Here is a 25,135-nt window from a genome sequence, read left to right as displayed (position 1 = left end):
ACATACGGCTTGTTGTCTTTGCGTATAGTGCCAATATCGGTTGAATTATCATGAAAGGTCTTATTCCTCGCGATTTTATTTTAGACTTGATTGCTCGCACAAGTATACTTGATGTGATCAGCAAACGTGTCAAAATGAAAAAAAAGGGGAATAATTACTTTGGTTGTTGTCCTTTCCATGATGAGAAAACTGCCTCTTTTTCATTGAATGAAAAAAAACAGATCTACTATTGTTTTGGTTGTGGGGCATCTGGTTCGGTTGTAAATTTTTTAATGCAATATGAACGTTTGTCTTTTCCTGAAGCTATTGAAGAATTAGCCAGTATGCAAGGAATTCGAGTTCCTTATACGGATAATGAAAATAACCAAATAGATCAATCAAAACAGATTGAATCACGAAATATTCGCCGTGATCTGTATACGTTAATGGCTAAAATAACCAATTTTTACCAACAGCAATTAGCATTATCAACCTCGATTGATGCACATAAATATCTAGAACAACGTGGGCTAAATACGGAAATTATAGCTAGGTATAAAATTGGTTACGCACCTAATTCAAGCCAATTAGCTTTTCAAACTATTGTAAAGACAAAAAACGAAGCAGAGTTATATGATAAAGCAGGGATGTCAGTTAATAATGATAGAGGTAATCGATTCGATCGCTTTCGCGGGCGAATCATGTTCCCAATTCGTGATAGACAAGGTAATGTGATCGCCTTTGGGGGAAGAACTATTATTAATGACTCAGCAAAATATTTAAACTCACCAGAAACGCCTATTTTTCATAAAGGTTTTCAGTTATATGGACTTTATGAAGCTTTGGAAGCCAATCGTAACCCGAAACAATTAATAATTGTAGAGGGTTATATGGATGTTGTATCTCTGGCCCAATATGGTATTGATTATGCGGTAGCAGCTCTAGGGACAGCAACATCAGAAGAACATATTAAACTTCTATTTAGAGCTACAGATTCTGTTATCTTTTGTTATGATGGAGATAATGCAGGAAGGAATGCTGCTTGGCGAGCATTAAATGTTTTATTACCCTGCTTGATTGATGGTGAAGAGATAAGCTTTGCTTTTTTACCTCAAGATGAAGACCCAGATAGTTTTGTACGTAAAGTCGGTAAAACAGGTTTTGAAGATTACCTGAAAACCGCACCAAACTTGTCTAAATTTTTATTTGATGAATTACTAAAACAAGTTGATTTGAAAACACCGGAAGGGAAAGCTAAATTAAGTTCATTGGCGCTTCCTTTACTTGATCAAATAAAAGCAAAGGCTTTCCGATTAAATTTATTACAACAACTTGGGCGTTATTTAGGATTACTTGATTTGTCTCAAATAGAGCAATTGATGCAATCTAATCGCCAAAAATATGAAAGTAAGGTTCCAGAAACTGCACCAATAGCACAAATGAAGTTAACAACAATGCGTATTTTGATCGGTTTATTACTTCAATATCCTAATCTTGCGCAGCTTGTTTCCGATATTAATGCTATTGGTCAAGTGAAAATGGCTGGTATTGATATTTTTATTGAACTACTTGAATTATGCCAGCGCTATCCTAATATAACTACTGCACAAATATTAACTGAGTGTTTAGAAAGGCCGTTTTATAAGCAAATTAGTCGTTTATCAACCTGGGAGTTTCATTACCAAGATGATGATATAGAATCTATTTTTAAACATACTTTAAAAGAGTTATATGATAATATACTCGCCCAAAGACAAGATGAACTAATCGCAAAAGAGAGAGTCTCCGGCTTAAGTACCGCAGAGAAAAAAGAATTAGCGACATTAATACTTGTTTTATCAAAAAAAGACTAAATATATAGGGTATACGTAGATAACAGCTAATGTTCTACATATATAATATACACATGACCAAATAACTAAAAGTGGATACCTTTTATGGAGCAAAATTCTCAATCACAGCTAAAACTCCTAATTATTCGTGGTAAGGAGCTAGGATACCTAACCTATGCTGATGTCAACGATCACTTGCCTGAAGAGATTATTGATTCAGATCAGATTGAAGATATTATCCAAATGATTAATGATATGGGGATTCAAGTTCTTGAAGAAGCCCCTGATTCTGATGAGTTATTACTTTCAGATAATGTCCCTGATGAAGAAGCCGTTGAAGCAGCAACAGCATTAGTATTATCTAATGTTGAGTCAGAAATAGGTCGAACAACCGATCCTGTTCGTATGTATATGCGAGAAATGGGAGCGGTAGAACTTTTAACTCGTGAAGGTGAAATTGATATTGCCAAACGTATTGAAGATGGCATTAATCAGGTTCAAACTTCAGTGTCTGAATACCCAGAGGCGATTACTTATCTACTTGAGCAATATAACTTAGTCGAAAGTGGAGAAGTTCGTTTATCTGATTTAATTACCGGTTTTGTTGATCCAAATGCGGAAGAAGTAACAGAAGAATTACCTGAAGATTTAGAAGATAGTGAAACCGAGATCGAAATCGACGATAGTGACGATGAAAATGAAGATGAGGATGGTGATTCATCTGCAGATGAAGATGTTTCGATTGATCCTGAAGTAGCTAGAGCAAAATTTGCTGAATTACAAGAACAGCATAATAAAACTTCTGAAGCTATTAAAAAATATGGAAGAGGTCACAAAAAAGCACAAAAAGAGATCGAAAATTTATCAGAGATTTTCAAACAATTTCGTTTAGTTGCTAAACAGTTCGATATACTTGTCAACAATATGAGAAGTATGATGGATCGTGTAAGAGCACACGAACGTGTAATTATGAAGATCTGCGTTGAACAATGTAAGATGCCGAAAAAACAATTTATGAATTATTTCACTGGAAATGAAAATAATATGGATTGGTATAATAAAGCATTAACTTCGAAAAGTGCTTTTGCGGCTAATTTAAAAGATTTCGAGGAGCAAATTGCTGCACAAGTTAACTTGTTGCAACAAATTGAAACGGAAACTAATCTTTCTATTGAGCAAATTAAAGATATTAATCGTCGTATGTCTATTGGTGAAGCAAAAGCACGACGCGCTAAGAAAGAAATGGTTGAAGCAAACTTACGTTTAGTTATTTCTATAGCAAAAAAATACACTAACCGTGGATTACAGTTCTTAGATCTGATTCAAGAAGGTAATATCGGTCTAATGAAAGCTGTAGATAAGTTTGAATACCGTCGAGGTTATAAATTCTCAACTTATGCAACTTGGTGGATTAGACAAGCTATCACACGTTCAATTGCCGACCAAGCAAGAACAATTCGTATTCCAGTACATATGATTGAGACGATTAATAAGTTAAATCGTATTTCACGCCAAATGTTACAAGAAATTGGTCGCGAACCGACACCAGAAGAGTTATCTGAACGTATGCAAATGCCAGAAGATAAAATTCGTAAAGTGTTGAAGATTGCTAAAGAACCAATTTCAATGGAAACACCAGTTGGTGATGATGAAGATTCACATTTAGGTGACTTTATTGAAGATACCGCACTAGAGCAACCATTAGATGCAGCAACATCTGAAAGCTTGCGCAGTGCAACACGTGATATCTTATCTGGTTTAACGCCACGCGAAGCAAAAGTATTACGTATGCGATTTGGTATTGATATGAATACCGATCATACGCTTGAAGAAGTTGGTAAACAATTTGATGTAACACGTGAACGTATTCGTCAAATTGAAGCTAAAGCGTTACGTAAATTACGTCATCCAAGTCGTTCGGATGTTCTTCGTAGCTTCTTAGAATAAGTGTTCTTACACGTAAACTATATCGCCACTATTGTGGCGATTTTTTTAGCAAAAAAGATTGGTAACTATGAATATACTCCAACGTTTGAAGATTGATCCATTCTTATTGACTTTAATTTGTGTTGTTATTACTGCAAGTATTTTGCCTTGTAAGGGACAAACTAAAATATTCTTTGAGCACCTTACAACTTTTGCCATTGGATTGTTATTTTTTATGCATGGCGCTAAACTTTCTTTTCAATCCATTATTATTGGCATAAAAAATTGGCGATTACATTTGTTAATATTTGCAACGACCTTTGTGGTTTTTCCTATCTTAGGCGTTATGATGCAATTTTTAGTGCCAACTTTTTTATCGCAAGAATTTTATTTAGGCTTTGTGTACCTTTGTGTTTTACCTGCAACAGTACAATCAGCAATAGCATTTACTTCGATAGCAAGAGGGAATGTAGCTGCTGCAATTTGTAGTGCCTCAGCATCAACATTATTGGGTGTTTTTATTACTCCTATTTTAGTTGGGTTACTAATGAATACTCAAGCTGTTGCTTCAATGAATATAGTCGATGCAATTACCTCAATAATGTTAAAATTGATGTTACCTTTTATTATTGGTCATTTATCTCGTCGCTTTATAATAAAATGGATAGAAAAATACAAAAATATCATTTCTAAAACTGATCGTTTATCAATTTTATTAGTGGTTTATGTTGCTTTTAGTGATGCAGTTATTAATGGCATTTGGGCACAAGTTGGCTTTTTATCATTATTAAACATAATATTTTTCTCAATTGTATTATTAGTTATTGTTTTATTGATTACGACCTATAGTGCAAGACTATTTGGTTTTAGCAAAGAAGATGAAATTACAATCGTATTTTGTGGTTCAAAAAAAAGTTTAGCTAGTGGTATTCCCATGGCCGGTGTTATTTTTCCAATGTCGATTATGGGGATTATGATTTTACCTTTAATGATCTTTCATCAGATACAATTAATGATCTGTGCTTTTTTAGCTGCCCGCTATGCTAAACGAAAAATGTAAAATTTGTTTTGCTCATTATCCTATTCTAAAGGATAATAGAGTCGTTAATTAACAACAGAAAGATCTATTATGTTTCATCTATTTTCTGATTTAGAATTTTCAACTATTGTATTATTAGTCTTCGCATTGTTATTTGTGCTTTTTTACGAGGCTATAAATGGATTTCATGATACAGCCAATGCTGTTGCAACGGTTATTTATACCAGAGCATTAAAAGAGCAACTTGCCGTTTTTATGGCAGGAGTATTTAATTTCTTCGGTGTGTTGCTTGGTGGCCTTAGTGTTGCTTATGCGATTGTGCACTTATTACCAACCGATTTATTACTCAATGTAAGTTCTACACATGGGCTTGCAATGGTATTTTCTATTTTATTCGCAGCAATTATTTGGAATTTAGGAACTTGGTATGTTGGCATCCCTGCATCAAGTTCTCATACCTTAATTGGTTCCATTATTGGTGTAGCACTTGCTAATGCATTTATTATGGATACATCAATTATTGATGCGCTTAATATTCCAAAGATGATTCAAATCTTTTTATCATTAATTATTTCACCAGTAATTGGTCTTGTTGTTGCTGGTTTGATGATTTTTTTACTACGTAAATATTGGACACGTAAAAGTCAAAGCAAAAAAAGTAGTAAAAAAAGAGAACGTATTTTCATGACACCAGAGCAGCGTGAAAAACTCTATGGTAAGAAAAAGCCTCCATTTTGGATTCGCATAATGCTTATTATATCAGCAGCCGGTGTAAGCTTTTCACATGGTGCTAACGATGGGCAAAAAGGAATTGGTTTATTAATGTTGGTGCTAATGGGCATTGCTCCCGCAGGTTTTATTGTTAATATGAGTGCTTCAACTTATGATATTACCAATACTCGCAATGCTATCCACAATATTGAAGACTATTTTGTTACTCATAATCAAGATTTAACGACTGTAATTGGCTCTCAATCTACAGTTGACTCTAACGTGCCTATCAGCGATTTAAATCAATATCATTGTGATTATTCGCGTTCTTTTATTACATTAAATATTGCTAATAATCTATTTAATAAAATGAATGATTATGAATCTCTTACTGTTGAGCAACGCTCACAAGCTAGACGTATTCTACTTTGCTTGTCCGATACTGTTTCACATGTTGCTAAACAACCAAATGTTTCGTCAGAAGATAAACAATATTTAAATTCGGTCAATAAGGACTTACTTAAAACAATTGAATATGCACCTATTTGGATCATCATCTCAGTGGCTTCAGCGCTTGCTATTGGTACTATGATTGGATGGCGTCGAGTTGCTGTTACCATTGGTGAAAAAATTGGTAAAAAAGGGATGACTTATGCTCAAGGTGTTTCGGCGCAAATTACCACAGCACTTTCAATTGGTATTGCTAGCTATACGGGTATGCCAGTATCAACTACTCAAGTCCTTTCATCATCGGTGGCTGGAACAATGATTGTTGATGGTGGTGGTGTACAAAGCAAAACAATTAAAAATATTGCATTAACATGGATTTTGACATTGCCGATTTCAATTTTGTTATCTGGGTCACTTTTTTGGCTTGCTCAAAAATTAATTTAGTAGTAAAAAGAGAGTATAAATTCAAAATTTAACCTGAGCGTCAAAATAGGAAGGAGTAAAATATCATGGCTTATAAACATATATTAGTCGCAGTGGATTTATCACCTGAAAGTGAAGTTCTTGTCGAGAAAGCGGTCTCTATGGCAAGGCCATATAATGCTCAAATCTCTTTGATTCATGTTGGTATTAACTATTCTGATCTATATACAGGGTTGGTTGACATTAATATGAATGATATGAAAGACAAAATCACAGAAGATGCACACATTGCTTTGAATAAACTGGCTGATGATGCAGGATATCCTATTGCACACACACTTTCAGGAAATGGTGAATTTGGTCAAGTATTAATTGAAGCAATTCACGAATATGGCGCAGATCTTGTTGTATGTGGTCATCATCAGGATTTTTGGAGCAAGTTAATGTCTTCTGCTCGTCAATTAATCAATAATACTCATATTGATACACTGATTGTTCCATTAAAAGACGAAGAACCATCAGAAGAATCTGCTAAATGAAATTTAAATATTAGCCCGCTTTTTTAGCGGGTTTTTTATAAAAGTTATTTTGCATTATTGTCAAGAAGTTTCAGGTTAACTATACGTTTAAGTAAAATTATTTATTTACCACTTTTTGCATATTTATCATATTGATTATGAGAATATACTCGTATCTATATTGTCTTTAAGCCTATAAGGAGTTTTTACTATGAATATTACTTTAGTTACTGGCGCTTCCTCTGGATTTGGACAAGCTATTTGCTGCAAGCTAATAGCAGATGGCTATAAAGTTATTGGTGTCGCTAGGCGAACCGATAAACTACAAAAGATAGCTGATGAATTAGGTTCAAACTTCTTACCATTGTCTTTAGATGTAACAAAAAAAGATGCGGTGGAATCAATTTTGTTACAACTTCCTAAAGAGTTCCAACCAATTGATATTTTAATTAATAATGCCGGATTAGCTTTAGGATTAGAACCAGCATACCAAGCAGACTATAATGATTGGGAAACCATGATTGAAACCAATATAATAGGCTTGGTACATTTAACCCACCAAATTTTGCCAGGAATGGTCGAACGTAATTTTGGATATATTATTAACCTTGGTTCAGTAGCTGGTAGTTATGCTTATAAAGGCGGTAATGTTTATGGTGCATCGAAAGCATTTGTTAAGCAGTTTAGTGCAAATTTACGAACAGATCTTTTAGGAAAAAAAATTAGAGTTACCAATATTGAGCCTGGTTTGTGCGGTGGTACAGAATTTTCAAATGTACGGTTTCATGGAAATGATGAACAAGCGGCGGAAGTATATAAAGGTGTAGATTATATCACGCCCGAAGATATAGCAAATACCGTATCTTGGTTAGTTAATACACCAACGCACTTTAATGTTAACTCAATTGAGATAATGCCTGTTGCACAAGCTTCAGCCGGATTATCTGTTTGCAAGGATTTATAATAATAAACTTATTAGGTATTAATTGGTATATGCTGTTTATTAAAAATAAAAAACTATGTTTAATAAACAAAATACACTTGCACTTCTGCTGACGGGTTGCTATCCTTTCATCTTGTGATTTTGATTGGGGTTTATTGCAATGACATTTTCTGAAGTAACGAAAACATTTGCGACAAGTTTGCCGGGTACGGATAGCTATGTAAAACTACGCAAGGCAATGAGAGCATTAATTCAAGAAGATCCGAAAAATGCATCGGTCTATTTTTTGATCTTTGGGTTTGCCCGTACTTATGTCATGTTATATGAAGATCAGGAAGTATCACCGCAGTTTGCCGAAGACAATCAGAAATTAATGTTGTCGTACCTCAATATTCTTGATGAAGCGTTAAATAAACAAGATGCGCAAAGTATATATCAAGCTTTGAATAAAGTTGTTAATGAGTACGAAAACAGCAAAAAAGTTTTTTAGAATTACAGCCTGACATGAAAATGTCGGGCTGTTTTGTTTAGAGTTTAAGTGAAAAAGTTTTAGGAAAAATAATGATTATTTCAATCCGTATGACAGGCATTATTGGCACCTTAGGTACTATTACGCGATCTAGGGCGGGTTGATTTTTCCCAAAAAATATAAAAAACCCGCCCCTAAAAGGCGGGTTTTTTTATTGTGTAATAAATATTTTTATTAAAATTTAACTATAGTTTGAAAATAAAATTATAACTAATGTTATAACACTAAAGGGTTTTCATAATACCTATCGATGTAAAAAAGTCGAATAATTGTATTTTGAATCGTAATGGCATAAATAAAAAAGATAAGTAAGGTGTGATATGAAAGTTTTAAAATTTGGAGGAACATCTGTTGCTAACGCAGAACGTTTTTTGCGAGTAGCGGAGATAATTGAAAATAATGCTAAACAAGAACAAACAGCGACTGTTTTATCAGCACCTGCTAAAATCACTAATCATTTAGTTGCAATGGTTGAAAAAACAGTTGCCGGACAAGAAATCAAAAACAATATTTATGATGCGGAAAAAATTTTTGCTGATTTATTAGCGGGGCTTGCAAAAGTACAACCTAATTTTGCTTATGAAGAAATGAAACGTTTTGCGTTAAATGAATTAAATCATATTAAGCAATTGCTGGAAGGAATTCGCTTATTAGGTCAATGCCCAGATAGTATTAATGCATCAATTATTTGTCGTGGTGAAAAACTGTCAATTACTATTATGCAAGAGCTGCTTAAGGCGAAAGGTCACACCATTACCGTAATCGATCCTGTTGCAATGCTTATTGCTGAAGGTGGCTACTTAGAATCTACGGTTGATATTCCCGAATCAAGTCATCGAATTGCACAGATGTGCATTCCACAGCAAAATATTATTTTAATGCCTGGATTTACAGCGGGTAATGACAAAGGGGAGTTGGTTGTACTTGGTCGTAATGGTTCTGATTATTCGGCTGCAGTTCTTGCAGCTTGTTTAAGAGCCAATAGCTGTGAAATTTGGACCGATGTTGATGGTGTTTACACTTGTGATCCTCGCACTGTTCCTGATGCCAAATTACTAAAAACTATGTCATATCAAGAAGCGATGGAACTTTCTTATTTTGGCGCTAAAGTTCTTCATCCTAGAACCATTTTACCTATTGCACAGTTCCAAATTCCATGTTTAATAAAAAATACCAATAACCCTGATGCACCAGGTACACTTATTGGCGCCAATGTTGTTGATTCAACCACTCCTGTAAAAGGGATTACTAATTTAAATAATATGGCGATGATTAACGTTTCTGGTCCTGGTCTAAAAGGCATGGTTGGTATGTCGGCTCGGGTTTTTTCGGCGATGTCTTACGCAGGTATATCTGTTGTTCTTATTACACAATCATCATCTGAATACAGTATCAGTTTTTGTGTACCACAATCTGAACTTTATCGTGCAGAAGAAGCTTTAAGTGATGAATTCTTCTTAGAATTAAAAGATGGATTACTTGAACCGATTGAAATTATTGAAAGACTGGCTATTATCTCAGTTGTGGGCGATGGTATGCGCACATTACGTGGATTATCAGCCAATTTCTTTACTGCATTAGCTAGAGCAAATATTAACATTGTCGCTATTGCACAAGGATCATCTGAACGTTCAATTTCAGTTGTGGTTGATAATGATGTTGCGGTAATGGGCGTACGAGTTGCTCATCAAATGCTATTTGGAACAGATAAAATGCTTGATGTTTTTATAATTGGTGTTGGTGGTGTGGGTGGCGCACTTGTCGATCAAATTGGTCGCCAACAAAAATGGCTTAAAAACAAACAGATTGATTTACGGGTATGCGGTTTATTTAATTCAAAACATAGCGTGCTTAATCGAGATGGTATTATTCTTGATAATTGGCGTGAACAAATCAAACAGAGTGAAATGAAATACACATTAGATAGTATTATTGAATTTGCCAAAAATAACCGACTGCTTAACCCAATTCTAGTCGATTGTACTTCAAGTAGCGAAGTATCCGACAAATATGCTGACTTTTTAGCTAATGGTTTCCATGTGGTTACTCCAAATAAAAAAGCAAATACCAGCTCTATGGCCTATTATTTACGCTTACGCCAAGAAGCTGCAAAAAGTAAACGCAAATTCCTATATGATACCAATGTAGGTGCAGGCTTACCGGTAATTGAAAACTTACAAAATTTACTAAATGCGGGTGATGAGCTTATTAAATTTTCAGGGATATTATCAGGTTCGCTTTCTTTCATTTTCGGTAAGCTTGATGAAGGAATGTCATTGTCTGAAGCAACTAAACTAGCTAAAGAGAAAGGTTTTACTGAGCCAGATCCTCGGGATGATTTATCTGGAACAGATGTTGCTAGAAAATTACTTATTTTAGCGCGAGAAGCTGGATTACAACTTGAACTCGATCAAATTAATGTTGAATCTGTTTTACCCGCTGAATATTCCCAAGGCAATATTGATGAGTTTATGACTAAATTACCGCAATTAGATGCTGAATTTAAAGCAAAATCTGAACAAGCAGCCAAAAACGGAAAAGTATTACGATATGTTGGTAGTATCGAAAATAATCAATGTAGTGTTAAAATTGAAGCAGTTGATAGTGAAGACCCTCTTTATAAAGTTAAGAATGGCGAAAATGCTTTAGCATTTTATACTCGTTATTATCAACCAATTCCATTAGTACTACGTGGTTATGGGGCGGGTAATGACGTGACTGCAGCGGGTGTTTTTGCTGATATTTTACGCACTACATCAGGTAAAATCGGAGGTTAAATGAGTCATAAATCTTTAACAGTATATGCGCCAGCATCAATGGCGAATATCAGTGTTGGTTTTGATATTTTAGGTGCTGCCATTAATCCGATTAGTGGTGTGATGTTGGGTGATCTGATCACAGTTGAAACCGCAACAGAATTCTCTCTTACTTGTAAAGGAATATTTGTTCAAAAGTTACCACGCGATCCTAAATACAATATTGTATATCAATGCTGGCAGCGTTTTTGTGAAGCGATGGGTAAAACGCTCCCAGTTAGTATGACACTTGAAAAAAATATGCCTATTGGTTCAGGATTAGGATCCAGTGCATGTTCAGTAGTAGGGGCATTGGTTGCTTTAAATGAATTTTTTGATAAGCCATTTAGTGAGTTTGAAATGCTTTCTATGATGGGAGAACTTGAAGGTCGGATTTCTGGAAGCGTTCATTACGATAATGTTGCACCTTGTTATTTGGGAGGAATGCAACTTATCCTTGATGAAATGGGGATTATTAGTGAATCCATTCCACATTTTGACAATTGGTATTGGGTGATGGCCTATCCAGGTATAAAGGTATCGACAGCTCAAGCACGAGCTATTTTGCCTGCACAATATCAAAAAGCGGATTGCGTCGCTCATGGTCGATATGTTGGTGGTTTTATTCACGCTTGTTACACAAATCAACCAAAACTTGCTGCAACAATGCTGCGCGATAATATTGCAGAACCTTATCGTAAACAACTATTACCTAACTTTGATGAAACGCAAAATCGGGTAAAACAACTTGGTGCTTTAGCATCGGGTATTTCTGGATCAGGACCGACCATGTTTGTCATTGCTGACAAACTTGAAACAGCGCAGCAAATTGAATTGCTATTAAAAAATTGCTACTTACAAAATGAGGAAGGTTTTACGCATATTTGTAAGATAGATAACCAAGGCGCAAGAGTTATATAACTCTATCTACGATATAAAGCATGAAAGTTTCCAGAGCGTTATCAATAGGTCAATAAATGACTAACAGATAAAGTAAACAATATAAGCATAAAGATAATCGGAAAATATTATGAAATTGTACAACTTAAAAGATCACACACAGCAAGTTAGCTTTGCACAAGCAGTACAACAAGGATTAGGAAGAGGACAAGGTCTATTTTTTCCTCAAGATTTACCAAAATTTTCGCTAAATGAAATTGATGCATTATTAAAACTAGATTTTGTAAGTCGTAGTGCCAAGATTTTATCCGCTTTTATTGGTGATGAAATTGGTGATACTGATATGCATAGATTGGTAAAAAATGCATTTCAGTTTCCTGCTCCAGTCAAATCAGTAGAAAAAGATATAGGTTCATTAGAGTTATACCATGGCCCAACATTAGCCTTTAAAGATTTTGGTGGTCGCTTTATGGCCCAGGCTTTGGTGCAAGTTGCGGCTGATAAAAAAATTACGATTCTAACTGCGACATCCGGCGATACTGGAGCAGCGGTTGCTCATGCATTTTATCATTTACCGAATATTCGAGTAGTGATTTTATATCCAGAAGGAAAAATTAGTCCATTACAAGAAAAGCTATTTTGTACGCTTGGCGATAATATTCATACTATTGCGATACAAAGTGATTTTGATGCTTGCCAAGCGTTAGTTAAAAAAGCATTTGATGATGAAGATTTAAAAACAGCCATTGGCTTAAATTCAGCTAATTCTATTAATATAAGTCGATTATTAGCACAAATTTGTTACTATTTTGAAGCTTTTGCTCAGTTAACCCCAGCACAACGTGAGCAATTAGTGATTTCGGTACCAAGTGGCAATTTTGGTGACTTAACAGCAGGTCTACTTGCTAAGACAATGGGATTACCAATTAAACGTTTCATTGCTGCAACCAACGCCAATGATACTGTGCCACGCTATTTGGAAACAGGTAAGTGGGAACCTCATGCAACGGTAGCAACGCTATCCAATGCTATGGATGTTAGCCAACCTAATAATTGGCCTCGTATTGAGGAGATTTATAAAAGAGAAAGGTGGTCGCTTAAATCACTTGGTCATGCTGCAGTCTCTGATGAAGTATCCAAAAAGACGGTACAGGAACTTGACAAAAAAGGTTACCTTTCTGAACCTCATGGTGCAATTGCTTATCGTGCACTGCGTGATCAGTTACAAGAAGGGGAATATGGACTATTTTTAGGTACTGCACATCCAGCTAAATTTAAAGAAGTGGTAGAAGACATTCTTGGTAAATCAATTCCTTTACCGAAAGCACTCGCAGAACGTGCAGATATGACATTGCTTTCCCATTATATGCCAGATGATTTTGCTAAATTGCGTGATTTTTTAATCAAATTAGATTGGTAAATCTTTATTTCCGTCGTTAATTTGGCGACGGAATTTTTGTTTTATTATTTTTTTATTAACTTAATCTATTGGATTATTGTTTAGTTTTCTTATAATTGGTGAGTCCTTAATACCTTTCTAATATTAATATTGAAGCTAAAAATTTTTCCTTAATAGTTTAGATTAGGTAATGCCAATTTCGACTTACCACAAGTTTTTTATTTTAAGAAAATTATGATTTAATGTGTCTGCGTATTTTTCGTTTCTGTTGATGTGTTTACCGTCAATTATTATTGTTGATCTAGATTATAATTATTTGATTTCTTATTCTTTCTAGCTTTTCTTGTTATGCGACCTTAAAACTATAACTAAAAAACGTTAGAATTTTTAAACATTTATCAATGTTATAGCATAGTGGCAATAAATGTAATGAAATGATAAGAATAATAATGTATATATTCATTAATTTAATAGTTTTTTTAATAAATTAATGAGGATTATTTCTTAATTTTAGTTATGTTTAAAATGAATAGAATCATAAATTTATTAATGTAACAACCATTCATTATTGAAACCTTGTTTTAATTGATATTTTCAGCTATTGTAGTGTTAGTTGTGACATTATTAGGATAATTTTATGCACTGTCCGTTTTGTAATGCTGATGATACCAAGGTGATTGATTCACGTCTTGTTGGTGAGGGTTTTCAAGTTCGTCGCCGTCGACAATGTGTAGAATGCAATGAACGTTTTACTACATTTGAAGTTGCTGAATTAATTATGCCTAATGTTATCAAAAGTAATAAAGTTCGTGAGCCGTTCAATGAAGATAAATTACGCAATGGTATAAAACGCGCATTAGAAAAGCGCCCAGTTGGTCTTGATGCAATTGAAGACGCAATTACGCGTATAAAATCAAAAATTAGAGCAACCGGTGAACGTGAAATACCAGCTAAACTTATCGGTAATTATGTTATTGAAGAACTAAAAGATCTAGATAAAGTTGCCTATATCCGTTTTGCTTCAGTCTATTTTAGTTTTCATGATATTGAGCAGTTTAGTAATGAAATTGCTAAACTACAACAAAAATAATTACGTGATATGATAAGAGATAAAGATCAATTTTATATGCAGCAAGCAATTGAGCTTGCTAAACTCGGACGCTTTACTACCCCTCCCAATCCTAATGTCGGTTGTGTTATTGTTAGAGATGATCAGATAATCGGCAAAGGTTATCATCAAAAAGCTGGTGAACCTCATGCAGAGGTTTATGCGCTAAAAATGGCTGGCAATAAGGCACAAGGAGCAACCGCTTATGTGACATTAGAACCATGTAGTCATTTTGGTCGAACTCCTCCCTGTGCTGATGCATTGATAAAAGCAGGTATAACTCGTGTTGTTGTTGCTATGCAAGACCCTAATCCCAATGTTGCGGGTAACGGTATTAAACGATTAAAAGATGCTGGAATTGAAGTTATTGTTGGTGTTTTATATGAACAAGCTGAAGCCATTAATAAAGGTTTTTTAAAATGTATGCGTACAGGCATACCTTATGTCCAACTTAAACTCGCTTCTTCGTTAGATGGTAAAATTGCTATGGCATCAGGCGAAAGTAAATGGATCACTTCAAGTACAGCAAGACAAGATGTACAACAATATCGAGCTCAAGCCAGTTGTATTTTAAGTACTCGAGCAACGGTTCAGGCTGATAAGGCAAGTTTAACGGTTAGATATGACGAATTACCTAATGAGATTAGAAAAATCTATCCAGCAGAAAATATTCGACAACCGATTCGCATTATCATAGACAGTCAAAATCGATTAACAGGGGATGAAAATATTTTCAGACAATCAGGTGAGACATGGATCGTGCGTAAACAAAATATCCCAATTATTAAACCCAATACCAAGTTAATTATTGAATCTTCAGATCAAAATTACATAGATCTAGTCCAATTATTAAAGGAATTAGGTAAAAATCAGATTAATTCTGTTTGGGTTGAAGCGGGGGCACATCTTGCTGGTGCGTTGATTGAACATGATTTAGTTGATGAACTCATTATTTATTATGCGCCTAAATTGCTAGGTCATAATGCAAAAGATTTATGTGTTTTACCTAATCTTAAAAAATTATCCTTAGCACCCCAATTTCAATTTGAATCCGTAAAAGCAATAGGTGATGATTTAAGGATTATTTTAAAAAGAAAGTAAACTGCTTTGGTCATGATTCAATAAGTTAAATAAGATGAAAACTGGAAATAGAAAAGCGATTTAATTGATATGTATGATAAAACAAAATTTAGTATGCTCAATATTGATGATTTTTTTTGTTCAAATCAATATCAAACTTTTGAAGATTTTAGTTACGCTGATGTCCAAGGCATAGGAAAAGGTGGTTATCAAATTCTATTTTTTTATATTTTAGATCGTGTTGAGGCATTATCAATTGAAGAAGTTACAAATAACGCTTTTTTAATTGATAAAGCTAATCAAATTTTAAGTTACCTTGGTTTTGATTTTAAGATTGGTCACCCGTTTGAGTTAACTGATGAATTTAATCATAACTATAGATTTAAAGATAGTATTATTGAAGATCAGATACGTTATTATTATGATTTTAAAGGAATGTTAATTGTTCTAGGTATTACTTGGGAAGGCATTTTGGACTCATTTGAAATGGTTAACAATGAAACAATTATCAATAATCGTCTGGAGTTTTTTACTACCTAATATTCTTCATATAGTTTAAAAACTAACTGTATTAACCGATTTAATTGATTAATCGTCAATCAGATGGAGATAACCTCCCATGAGTTCACATCATTTCTTCTCATGGGATGATTATATTAGTTTCCTTGAAGGATTGTTAATAGTTCTTCTGGTTTTTTAACTGATTGAATTCGCTCTATTGTATTTTCAGCAATAACCGCTCGCGTTAATTGCCGTAAAATATCTAAATGTTCATTATTTTTAGCTGCTATACCGACTACCACATAAGCAATATTGTTATCTTCATCCCATTTTATGCCTTGCGGATAATATATTACTTTCAAACCAGTTTCAATGACACTACTTCGTTTATCTGTAGTGCCATGTGGAATGGCAATACCGTTACCCAAAAATGTGGAAATTTGTGCATCACGGTCAAACATGGCTTGAGTATAGTCATCTTTGACTAAACCAGATTTAATCATGTTTTCTGCTACAGCTTGAATTGCCTCTGATTTAGAATAATATCCATTAATGATTGAAATATCATCGGCTGTTAATTTTAAATTGCTCATTTTATTTCCTTGTTGATTTAGATAAATAGAATATTAAATGATATATCAAAGGGTTAATTATTTAGTTGTTTTAGTCGCTATTTGTCGGTTTTGATGAATACGCAATAAACCTAACAATATTGCTCCAACTAATGCCCCAGTAAAAATACAACCGACCCATAAAAATGGTTTATTGACTAACGGAAGTACTAAGAAACCACCATGAGGTGCAGGTACTTGTATTTGACTAATAAATGTTAATACTGATGCGATAGCTGAAGATAACATCATAATAGGAATTACGCGTAGTGGATCTTTTGCTGCGAATGGAATGGCTCCTTCGGTGATATGGGTGGCTCCTAAAATATAATTTACTACACCTGCGGCACGTTCTTCTTCAGTAAAAGCCTTACCTCGAAAAATAGTAGTGGAAAAAGCGATAACAAAAGGAGGAACAATACAAGCTGCTGAAACACCCGCCATAAAGTAGAAGTTGCCCTCACCTAATAACATCGTACCTGTTACATAGGCAGCTTTATTAACAGGCCCACCAAAGTCGAATGAACACATTGCTCCAATAACCATACCAAGTAAAACAGGATTAGCAGATTGTAATGACTCGAGGAATGATTTCATTGCATTGTTAATATCTGCTATTGGACCACCCAGTAAGAACATTCCAGCGCCGATTACAAATACACCAATTAATGGCATAATAAATATGGATTTAAGGCCTTCAAATGAACGAGGTAGTCCATCAAGTAATTTTTTGACAAAAAGCATCAAGTAACCAGCAGCAAAGCCAGCTATAATGCCCCCTAAGAATCCTGCACCAGTGACATTGGCTATTAATCCGCCAACAAACCCAGCAACCATCGCAGGCCTTCCGCCTATTGAGTAAGCAATAAAACCAGTAAAGATTGGTACCATTATGCCAAATGCTTGTCCTCCTATTTTCATCAATAACGCTGCAAACTCATTGTATTGAGCATTATTGGGATCGGCAGAATAGATTCCCCATAAAAATGATAAAGCAATCAAGACTCCACCAGCTACCACAAAAGGCAACATGTTTGATACACCACTCATTAAATGTTTATAGATTTGACGTCCAATCGACTCTTTTACTACCACTTGATTTGATGATGTCGTGTTAGTAGTACTATTTTGCGTCCCTTTACGAATAGGAATCGTTCCAGAAGTAATTTGTTCAATTAATGTCACAGCTTTATGAATACCATCTTTAACGGGAACTTCAATAACAGGTAATCCATTAAATCGATCGGGATTGACGTCTTTATCTGCTGCGATAATCACGCCAATCGCATTTGCAATATCAGCATCAGTAATAGCATTATCAACACCTCCAGCACCATTTGTTTCAACTTTTATTTCTATTCCTGATTTTTGGGCTGCAGTTTTCAACGCTTCTTCTGCCATATAAGTATGGGCAATGCCTGTTGGGCATCCTGTAACGGCTAATATCTTCTTCATAACATTCCCCTTTTATTTAATTTTGGTTACTGCTAGTTTGTCCATATAGACGTTGATTTTATCAAGTAAACCTAAGCCATCTGATTCGGCAACATTAGCGCCCGTTGCGGAAGCCTTTTTCATTGCATTCTCAATATTTCCTTGTTCTGATAACCACTCGCTTAAAAAAGCTGCCAGTGATGCATCACCCGCACAAGCAGAGCTAACCAATTTGATTGTAACGGCATCGCAAAACCAAATGTGTTGCCTATTTGAAAAATAGAGACCTTTAGATCCCATCGTTAATAAAATATTTTGAGCACCGAATGAGTGCAATGTTTCTATAGCTGTAATGACTTGTTCAATTGTTTGGGTTTTCAATCCAAAAATATCATTTAATTCATCATCATTTGGTTTAATTAACAAAGGATGATAAGTGAGTAATTGTTTTAATTTTGGATGGCTGATGTCTAAAATAACTTGTATATTCTGTTTATGACATAACTCTATGATAGATTGGTAATAATCAGATTCAATATTATTTGGTAAACTACCACTAATGACCAAATAACTATTTTTTTCAAGATTACAGATAATATTTAGCATTTCTGCCTTTTTGTTATCTGGAACAAAGGGGCCTTTACCAACTAATTTATATTCTTTCTGTCCATCATTAATAAAAACATTAATACGTGTGATATCGTCAATAAAGCAAGGCATTGTTTGAATTTGCATCTTAGTTAATTCTTCAACGATATATTTACCGGTAAATCCTCCAAAAAATCCTAATGCACACGTTGGTTTGTTAAATTTATGCAACACTATTGAAACATTGACTGCTTTGCCATTTGGACTGTATTCAGTATGTGATGTACGATTGACAGAATATGGAATTAATCCTTGGCAATGTATATTCATATCAATCGCAGTATTAAGTGTTAATGTATAGATCATTATATTGGCCTCTACAATTTACCTGCACATCCACAAGTAGTGATAATTTTTTTAACAATCTCTTTCATTGCCGCTTTTGCGGGTTTCATATAATGACGAGGATCATTAGCATCTGGATGCTCAATAAAATATTCTTTTAATGCATCAGAAAAAGCGATTTTCAATTCTGTTGCTACATTGACTTTACATATACCCCGTTTAATACATTCACGAACATCTTTATCAGGAACACCTGAAGCGCCATGTAGTACCAGTGGAATATCTACCATAGAACGGATCTCTGATAAACGCTCAAAGTCAAGTTTTGGTTCAGATTTATAAAGCCCATGAGCTGTACCTATTGCAATTGCAAGTGAATCAATACCTGTCTTTTCAATAAAATCTACCGCTTGTTTGGGATTTGTATATAAGGCATCTTTAGCATCGACCATTAGATCATCTTCTATTCCGCCAAGGCGTCCTAGTTCTGCTTCAACACTGACATCATAACGGTGAGCATATTCAACAACTTGTTTTACGATGGCAATATTCTCTTCATATGGAAAATGTGAACCATCGATCATTACCGATCTTATGCCAGCGTTAATTTTGTAAGCGATATCGTTATATTCTTCATGGTGATCTAGATGCACAGCTAAAGGAATGTTGTGTTTTTTCGATAACTCTTCAGCAATGGCGATGATATTTTCCGTACCAGCATAACTATAGGTACCGGGTGTTCCAGCTAAGATAACTGGAGACTGTAATTCAGAAACTGTTTCAACAACAACTTGTATCGTTTCTAAATTATGGATATTAAAGGCAGGAACAGCATAATGTTCTTTTTGTGCTTTTTTTAACATGTTATGACTGGAAATGATAGACATGTGTTTTCTCCTTAAATTTCTAAAAATTGTAAAAATTATAACTTTCAATTCGAAACTTATAATTTAAAATTATGCTTACAAAACGAAAGTTGTGCTAGTGTTAATCGCGTGAGGAAGATCACAAAAATGGATTTTAATATTCAAAAAATAATAAATTTGTTGCCAAAATTTAGTTTTGGCGGTTAACTATTTACTACCTAGATTAGGTTGTAAGAACAATATAATTATTCTTGATTTTTTTAAAGAATTAAGTAATTATTCGATCAATTGATATTGACCACTAGTATGATAAATTTTATTATCTTTGTTTTAATAATTATCAGTTATATAGGAAGTAAAATTTGGCTAGAGCGTCTTCAGCCCTACTAAAACGACGATTAGATATTGCCGAAATCGTACGCAAACAAGGTGAAGTAAAAGTGGATAAGTTATCTGACATGCTTCGAGTCTCGAATGTTACGATTCGACAAGATTTGACTTATTTGGAACAACAAGGATATCTAAAACGTTCTTTTGGGGGAGCGATTTATATTTCACCTGAGAATTTGATTAATCATACAACTATTGAACCACTAAATTACACTAATATAGGTATGGAAAGAGGTGAAATAGATTTAGTAAAAAATTGTTTAAACTATATTAATGATGGCGATACTCTTTTTTTAAGTCATGGCAATTTGATTCGAAAACTTATTCCTTTTTTGCATAACAAAAAGTCATTAAGATTGATTATGAATGACATTAATAATGCTCAATTAGTTAAAGAATTTTCTGATGCAGAAGTTATTCTTGTTGGGGGTGTTTTACAAGATGGAAATACTCTTCAAAATAGTAATACATTAACTCCTATCCTTAATCAATTTCATATTTCGCATTTCATTTTTGAACTAGCAGCTATTAATGATAATAATCATTTGATTATAGAAAATAGTGAACAACAAAATACGTATCAACAGATATTTAAAAATGCTGATCACACCATCGGTGTTTTGCCTCAACGATTTTTATTACCTGATAACTATAGTATTGGAAAATTAAAACATATGGATGTCGTAATATTATCAAAAGCAGCTGTTACTGAATATCATCAACAATTAATAGATTCAGATTTTAAGCAACGTGCTATAAACAAATACTGCATAACTTATCACAATTCAAAGGTAACTTAATATGCAATTTAAAATTTGTACTATTGGAGAATTACTTGTTGAGTTTTTAGCAAAAAAGCAAAACCAACGTTTTGATCAAACTGGTGAATTTATTGGGCCTTTCCCAAGTGGCGCACCTGCAATATTTGCCGATCAAGTAGCAAAATTAGGTTTTCCTGTCATTTTTTTTAGCTGTATAGGTAAAGATCCTTTTGGCAATATGTGTATTAAGCGACTTAAGCAAGATGGGGTTATTATTGATGGTATTACTACTCATAATAAGGCGAATACCGGTAGTGCTTTTGTAACTTATAAAGGTTCAAATGATAGAGACTTTATTTTCAATATTCCTAATAGTGCATGTGGCTTACTTTCGTTCAATCATATCAATGAGAACTTATTAAAAGACTGTACTCATTTACATGTTATGGGCTCATCACTATATTCTTTTCGGGCAATTGATGCGATGCGTAAAGCACTTGATATCATTAAAAGTAAGGGTGGTACAATTTCGTTCGATCCTAATTTACGCAAGGAAATGTTTAATATTCAAGAGATGGAGCAATCTTTTGACTATATTATGGAATATACTGATATATTTTTACCAAGTGAGAGTGAAGTCAGTTATTTTGCTAGTAGTAACGATGAAAGTGAAGATCAAACAATGTTTGCATTGCTCAATAAGGGTATTAAACACATTGTGGTAAAAAAAGGTAGTAAAGGTGCTAATTATTATGGTCGAGACGATAACAATAATTTATTAACATTGCATGTTGACGGCTTTATTACAACACCGGTTGATCCAACTGGAGCTGGGGATTGTTTTGGTGCGACATTTATCAGTCTGATGTTGGCTGGGTATTCAGTTGAGCAGGCATTGCAATATGCTAATGCCAGTGGTGCGTTAGCGGTATCGAAAACAGGCCCAATGGAAGGAACTTCTACATTTGCTGAATTAAAACAATTTATAGCTCAGTATAAGCAATAAATAAAAGTGTTGTATTATTGTTCACAAAGAAACTTAGGTAAAAAAATCCCAATAACAAAGTTATTGGGAAAACATAAGGAATAGGAAAACAATGAAATAAATGCATTGTCGAGCGTTAGTATGCGCTTTTTTTCCAAGAATGTATGTAAAAATAAATAAATTATTAATTAAATGGTTAGTATTAATATCGTTAAATAAGTGTAAATTTTAAAAATTATTTTCTAATAAATTTATATTTATTATATAATTATTCATAAAAATATTTCTAATAACGAATTTAAAAATAGTTTACCTCGTTCAGTTATTTGCCAACCCAGTTCATTTTCAATTAAATAATTCTGTTCAATAGCAAAATTAATTTGTTTGTTTACAGTCTGTCGAGGTAAAAAAGTTCGTTGCTCAAATTCATGTTTAGGTACAATTTCAAATAACCGAAAACGATTCATAAAAAATTCAAATGGTAATTCTTCTTTTGCAACAATATAAGATCTATCTAAATAACGTCCTTCCAAATAACCTCTAGGATGACGTGTTTTTATTGTACGAATAATCTCACCATTCGATCGCGTAATTTTGCCATGAGCTCCACAACCAATACCTAAATAATCGCCGAAACGCCAATAATTTAAATTATGTTGACATTGAAAATCTGGTTTAGCATAAGCTGAAGTTTCATATTGTTGGTATCCATGATCCGTTAACAATTGGTGACCTTGTTGATAAATTTCCCATAGATTATCGTCATCTGGTAATACAGGTGGTTTAGAGCCAAATAATGTATTGGGCTCTATCGTTAATTGATACCATGATAAATGGGGGGGAGCAATCTCAATTGCTTGTTTTAAATCATATAAAGCATCATCCACACTTTGATTAGGTAAACCGTGCATTAAATCTAAATTAAAGCTACGTAAATTTAGGTTATGAGCAAGCGTTCCTGCATTTATGGCTTCCTCTGGATTATGTATACGCCCTAAGTTTTTAAGTTTATTGGCTTGAAAACTTTGAACACCAATTGAAATTCGATTAATTCCTGCTTGTTGATAACCATTAAATCTATTCACATCAACAGAATTGGGGTTAGCTTCAATTGTGATTTCTGCATCCTTTTTTATCGGAATGATTTGGTTAACCTTTGTCAAAAGTTTAGCAATTAGTTCAGCAGAAAACAGGCTTGGTGTACCGCCACCAATGAAAATTGAGTGAATTGAACGATCAGAGCACAGAACAACATCTTGTTGCAGATCTTTAATCAAATTATCAATATATGCTTCATAATCAGGGATTTTTTTCACAGTATGTGAATTAAAATCACAATAAGGGCATTTTTGCACACACCATGGCATATGAATATATAGGCTTATTGGGATTTTATACTGAAACATATACATTTCCTGAAACTTTTTGACAAATAATAAATGATGATTTAATGAGTGCGGGGTATATTACTCTAATTAACTAAAAAAAGCTTATTTACGTTATATCGTTTTTATAATGCGCTCAAAAAGCGTAAAATCAATACCAGTATTTAAATTAATTTTTTAGACATTGATCGTCGATCAAGTTAAATATAGGAGTCAATATGAATATTTATAAACAAATTTTAGATAGTACTACAGAATCAAAATTATTAAGCTCATCTGTAAAACAGACAAAATTTGGTGAATTACCTATTTTAGTTATTCAGCATAAAAGTTGCTATGCTGCTGTTAGTTTGCAAGGTGCACATTTATTATTCTGGCAACCTTCAACTGAGCAGACGCCTGTTATTTGGTTAAGTAAACAATCAAAATTTGAAAAAGGTACCGCAATTCGTGGCGGAGTGCCAGTTTGTTGGCCTTGGTTTGGACCTTTAGGAACACCTTCTCATGGCTTTGCTCGTATTGTTGAATGGACTTTAGACTCATGTAATGAAGATGATAACGGTGTCGATCTTGTATTGGTACTCTCTAATAATCAACAAACAAAATCTTATTTTGACAAACCGTTTAATGTATCTTTAAAGATCCATTTAGGTAAAACTTGTGAGGTGACTTTGAGCTGCTCAGGCGACTTTGAAGCAACCAGTGCGCTACATACTTATTTTGGCATTGACAATATTAGTCATGTTGTTGTTAGTGGATTAGGTGATACTTATCAAGACCGACTTACTGTTGAAAATAAACCAGTTACTGTTGGTCAAATGACTTTTAATCAAGAAGTTGATCGTATTTATACAAATGCCAATACTGAAATAACTATTAATGATAATGTTCGAACTATTAAGCTTACCACTACTAATGCAAGCGATGTGGTTACTTGGAATCCATGGATAGAAAAAGCTAAAGCAATGGCTGATTTTGGTGATGATGAATATCAATCTATGGTTTGCGTTGAAGCAGGACGCATCAATAAACCGTTAAAATTGTCACTAAATGAACAATCAACTTATGGTTTCAAGATAGAATTGATTTAATTATTTTTTGATTATAGTTGTACACGCAATCAATATGATACAAAGTCGATAGTATTATTTGATTGCGTTTAATCGGATTAAACTTTATAATCGCTAGCGCTTTTTAAAGCACCTATTTTATAGCCAACTACTGGGTCGCCTGTAATTGGTTTTTATTTTAAAATAATTAAGAGAAATGAAAATGTTTAAACTTAAAGCAGAAGTTAGAAAAGAGCATGGTAAGGGTGCGAGCCGCCGCCTGCGTCACGCTGGTAAATTCCCAGCCATTATTTATGGTGGAACTGAACCTGCAATCTCTGTTGTGCTTGATCACAACCAAGTCTTCAATATGCAAGAAAAACCAGAATTTTATTCTGAAGTTTTAACTATTGAAGTTGACGGTAAAGCCGTTAAAGCGAAAGTGCAGGCGGTACAACGTCACGCGTTCAAGCCAAAACTAGTTCATATGGATTTTGTTCGCGTATAATTATATTTTAATTGGATATTATCCAATCAAAGATTTAAGATAAAGGTCACCTACATGGTGACCTTTTATTTTAGAAAAAA

Annotated in this window: 22 protein-coding genes; 17 read left to right on the top strand and 5 right to left on the bottom strand. The window is 34.0% G+C overall.

The features are described from left to right. Nucleotides 1-50 precede the first annotated feature (50 nt). The 13 genes from dnaG to H3S88_RS00750 all read left to right on the top strand — a co-directional run bounded on the left by dnaG (nt 51) and on the right by H3S88_RS00750 (nt 16,172). Nucleotides 51-1,832, top strand: coding sequence for a DNA primase (dnaG, locus tag H3S88_RS00810; RefSeq protein ID WP_198226388.1), 1,782 nt, complete (start codon nt 51-53; stop codon nt 1,830-1,832). An 84-nt stretch (nt 1,833-1,916) separates the two neighbouring features. Continuing rightward, complete coding sequence (gene rpoD, locus H3S88_RS00805; protein ID WP_065737728.1) at nt 1,917-3,758, top strand: RNA polymerase sigma factor RpoD; 1,842 nt, start codon at nt 1,917-1,919, stop codon at nt 3,756-3,758. 67 nt (nt 3,759-3,825) lie between these two features. Continuing rightward, nucleotides 3,826-4,797 carry a bile acid:sodium symporter family protein gene (locus tag H3S88_RS00800; protein ID WP_198226390.1) on the top strand — a complete coding sequence of 324 codons (972 nt, stop codon included), beginning with the start codon at nt 3,826-3,828 and terminating at the stop codon, nt 4,795-4,797. 69 nt (nt 4,798-4,866) lie between these two features. Then, nucleotides 4,867-6,381, top strand: coding sequence for an inorganic phosphate transporter PitA (pitA, locus tag H3S88_RS00795; RefSeq protein WP_198226392.1), 1,515 nt, complete (start codon nt 4,867-4,869; stop codon nt 6,379-6,381). Between the two features lie 65 nt (nt 6,382-6,446). Further along, the gene (uspA, locus tag H3S88_RS00790; RefSeq protein WP_039129723.1) at nt 6,447-6,899 is read left to right on the top strand and encodes a universal stress protein UspA; all 453 of its coding nucleotides are present in this window, start codon (nt 6,447-6,449) and stop codon (nt 6,897-6,899) included. 190 nt (nt 6,900-7,089) lie between these two features. Continuing rightward, nucleotides 7,090-7,842: an SDR family oxidoreductase gene (locus tag H3S88_RS00785; protein ID WP_198226394.1), complete on the top strand. Its 753-nt coding sequence runs from the start codon at nt 7,090-7,092 to the stop codon at nt 7,840-7,842. A 139-nt stretch (nt 7,843-7,981) separates the two neighbouring features. After that, nucleotides 7,982-8,311, top strand: a complete 330-nt coding sequence (locus H3S88_RS00780) for a hypothetical protein (protein WP_025314694.1) — start codon at nt 7,982-7,984, stop codon at nt 8,309-8,311. 359 nt (nt 8,312-8,670) lie between these two features. Then, a complete protein-coding gene (gene thrA, locus H3S88_RS00775) occupies nt 8,671-11,127 on the top strand; it encodes a bifunctional aspartate kinase/homoserine dehydrogenase I (protein ID WP_198226396.1) in 2,457 nt (818 codons plus the stop codon). Further along, nucleotides 11,128-12,066, top strand: coding sequence for a homoserine kinase (thrB, locus tag H3S88_RS00770; RefSeq protein WP_086326973.1), 939 nt, complete (start codon nt 11,128-11,130; stop codon nt 12,064-12,066). It abuts the gene before it with no gap. A 109-nt stretch (nt 12,067-12,175) separates the two neighbouring features. Continuing rightward, nucleotides 12,176-13,465, top strand: a complete 1,290-nt coding sequence (gene thrC / locus H3S88_RS00765; protein ID WP_198226398.1) for a threonine synthase — start codon at nt 12,176-12,178, stop codon at nt 13,463-13,465. A gap of 616 nt (nt 13,466-14,081) precedes the next feature. Next, nucleotides 14,082-14,534, top strand: coding sequence for a transcriptional regulator NrdR (nrdR, locus tag H3S88_RS00760; RefSeq protein WP_039129891.1), 453 nt, complete (start codon nt 14,082-14,084; stop codon nt 14,532-14,534). A 9-nt stretch (nt 14,535-14,543) separates the two neighbouring features. Then, entirely contained in the window at nt 14,544-15,653 is a 1,110-nt protein-coding gene (ribD, locus tag H3S88_RS00755) for a bifunctional diaminohydroxyphosphoribosylaminopyrimidine deaminase/5-amino-6-(5-phosphoribosylamino)uracil reductase RibD (RefSeq protein ID WP_198226400.1), read from the top strand. A gap of 69 nt (nt 15,654-15,722) precedes the next feature. After that, a complete protein-coding gene (locus tag H3S88_RS00750; RefSeq protein WP_198226402.1) occupies nt 15,723-16,172 on the top strand; it encodes a hypothetical protein in 450 nt (149 codons plus the stop codon). A gap of 116 nt (nt 16,173-16,288) precedes the next feature. On the opposite strand, the gene H3S88_RS00745 is transcribed toward H3S88_RS00750, so the two are convergent. Genes H3S88_RS00745 through H3S88_RS00730 form a run of 4 tightly spaced genes read right to left on the bottom strand, consistent with a single transcriptional unit; the run spans nt 16,289 to nt 19,998 of the window. After that, nucleotides 16,289-16,726 carry a PTS sugar transporter subunit IIA gene (locus H3S88_RS00745; protein WP_086326905.1) on the bottom strand — a complete coding sequence of 146 codons (438 nt, stop codon included), beginning with the start codon at nt 16,724-16,726 and terminating at the stop codon, nt 16,289-16,291. A 57-nt stretch (nt 16,727-16,783) separates the two neighbouring features. Then, on the bottom strand, nt 16,784-18,199 hold the full coding sequence (locus tag H3S88_RS00740) for a PTS fructose transporter subunit IIC (RefSeq protein WP_198226404.1): 1,416 nt from the start codon (nt 18,197-18,199) through the stop codon (nt 16,784-16,786). A gap of 12 nt (nt 18,200-18,211) precedes the next feature. Next, entirely contained in the window at nt 18,212-19,132 is a 921-nt protein-coding gene (gene pfkB, locus H3S88_RS00735) for a 1-phosphofructokinase (RefSeq protein ID WP_198226406.1), read from the bottom strand. An 11-nt stretch (nt 19,133-19,143) separates the two neighbouring features. Then, a complete protein-coding gene (locus H3S88_RS00730) occupies nt 19,144-19,998 on the bottom strand; it encodes a tagatose bisphosphate family class II aldolase (RefSeq protein WP_086326902.1) in 855 nt (284 codons plus the stop codon). 341 nt (nt 19,999-20,339) lie between these two features. On the opposite strand from H3S88_RS00730, the gene H3S88_RS00725 reads away from it, so the two are divergent. Together H3S88_RS00725 and H3S88_RS00720 are read left to right on the top strand one after the other, a co-directional pair. Then, complete coding sequence (locus tag H3S88_RS00725) at nt 20,340-21,167, top strand: DeoR/GlpR family DNA-binding transcription regulator (RefSeq protein ID WP_086326901.1); 828 nt, start codon at nt 20,340-20,342, stop codon at nt 21,165-21,167. Between the two features lies 1 nt (nt 21,168). Next, nucleotides 21,169-22,134 (top strand): sugar kinase, encoded by a 966-nt coding sequence (locus tag H3S88_RS00720; RefSeq protein WP_198226408.1) that lies wholly within the window; start codon nt 21,169-21,171, stop codon nt 22,132-22,134. A gap of 251 nt (nt 22,135-22,385) precedes the next feature. Here H3S88_RS00720 and hemW read toward each other — a convergent pair whose 3' ends face one another. Then, entirely contained in the window at nt 22,386-23,519 is a 1,134-nt protein-coding gene (gene hemW, locus H3S88_RS00715; RefSeq protein ID WP_232352475.1) for a radical SAM family heme chaperone HemW, read from the bottom strand. A 197-nt stretch (nt 23,520-23,716) separates the two neighbouring features. On the opposite strand from hemW, the gene H3S88_RS00710 reads away from it, so the two are divergent. Both H3S88_RS00710 and rplY read left to right on the top strand, forming a co-directional pair. Beyond that, nucleotides 23,717-24,589, top strand: a complete 873-nt coding sequence (locus H3S88_RS00710) for a D-hexose-6-phosphate mutarotase (RefSeq protein WP_198226412.1) — start codon at nt 23,717-23,719, stop codon at nt 24,587-24,589. Nucleotides 24,590-24,770: 181 nt separating this feature from the next. Beyond that, a complete protein-coding gene (gene rplY / locus H3S88_RS00705; protein ID WP_198226414.1) occupies nt 24,771-25,055 on the top strand; it encodes a 50S ribosomal protein L25 in 285 nt (94 codons plus the stop codon). The last annotated feature ends 80 nt before the right edge of the window (nt 25,056-25,135 follow it).

It is taken from the genome of Gilliamella sp. B14448G11, assembly GCF_016101765.1.
GTDB classification, from domain to species: domain Bacteria; phylum Pseudomonadota; class Gammaproteobacteria; order Enterobacterales; family Orbaceae; genus Gilliamella; species Gilliamella apicola_N.
Note: the sequence above shows the minus strand (reverse complement) of the source record. Positions and strands in the feature narration are given on the sequence as shown.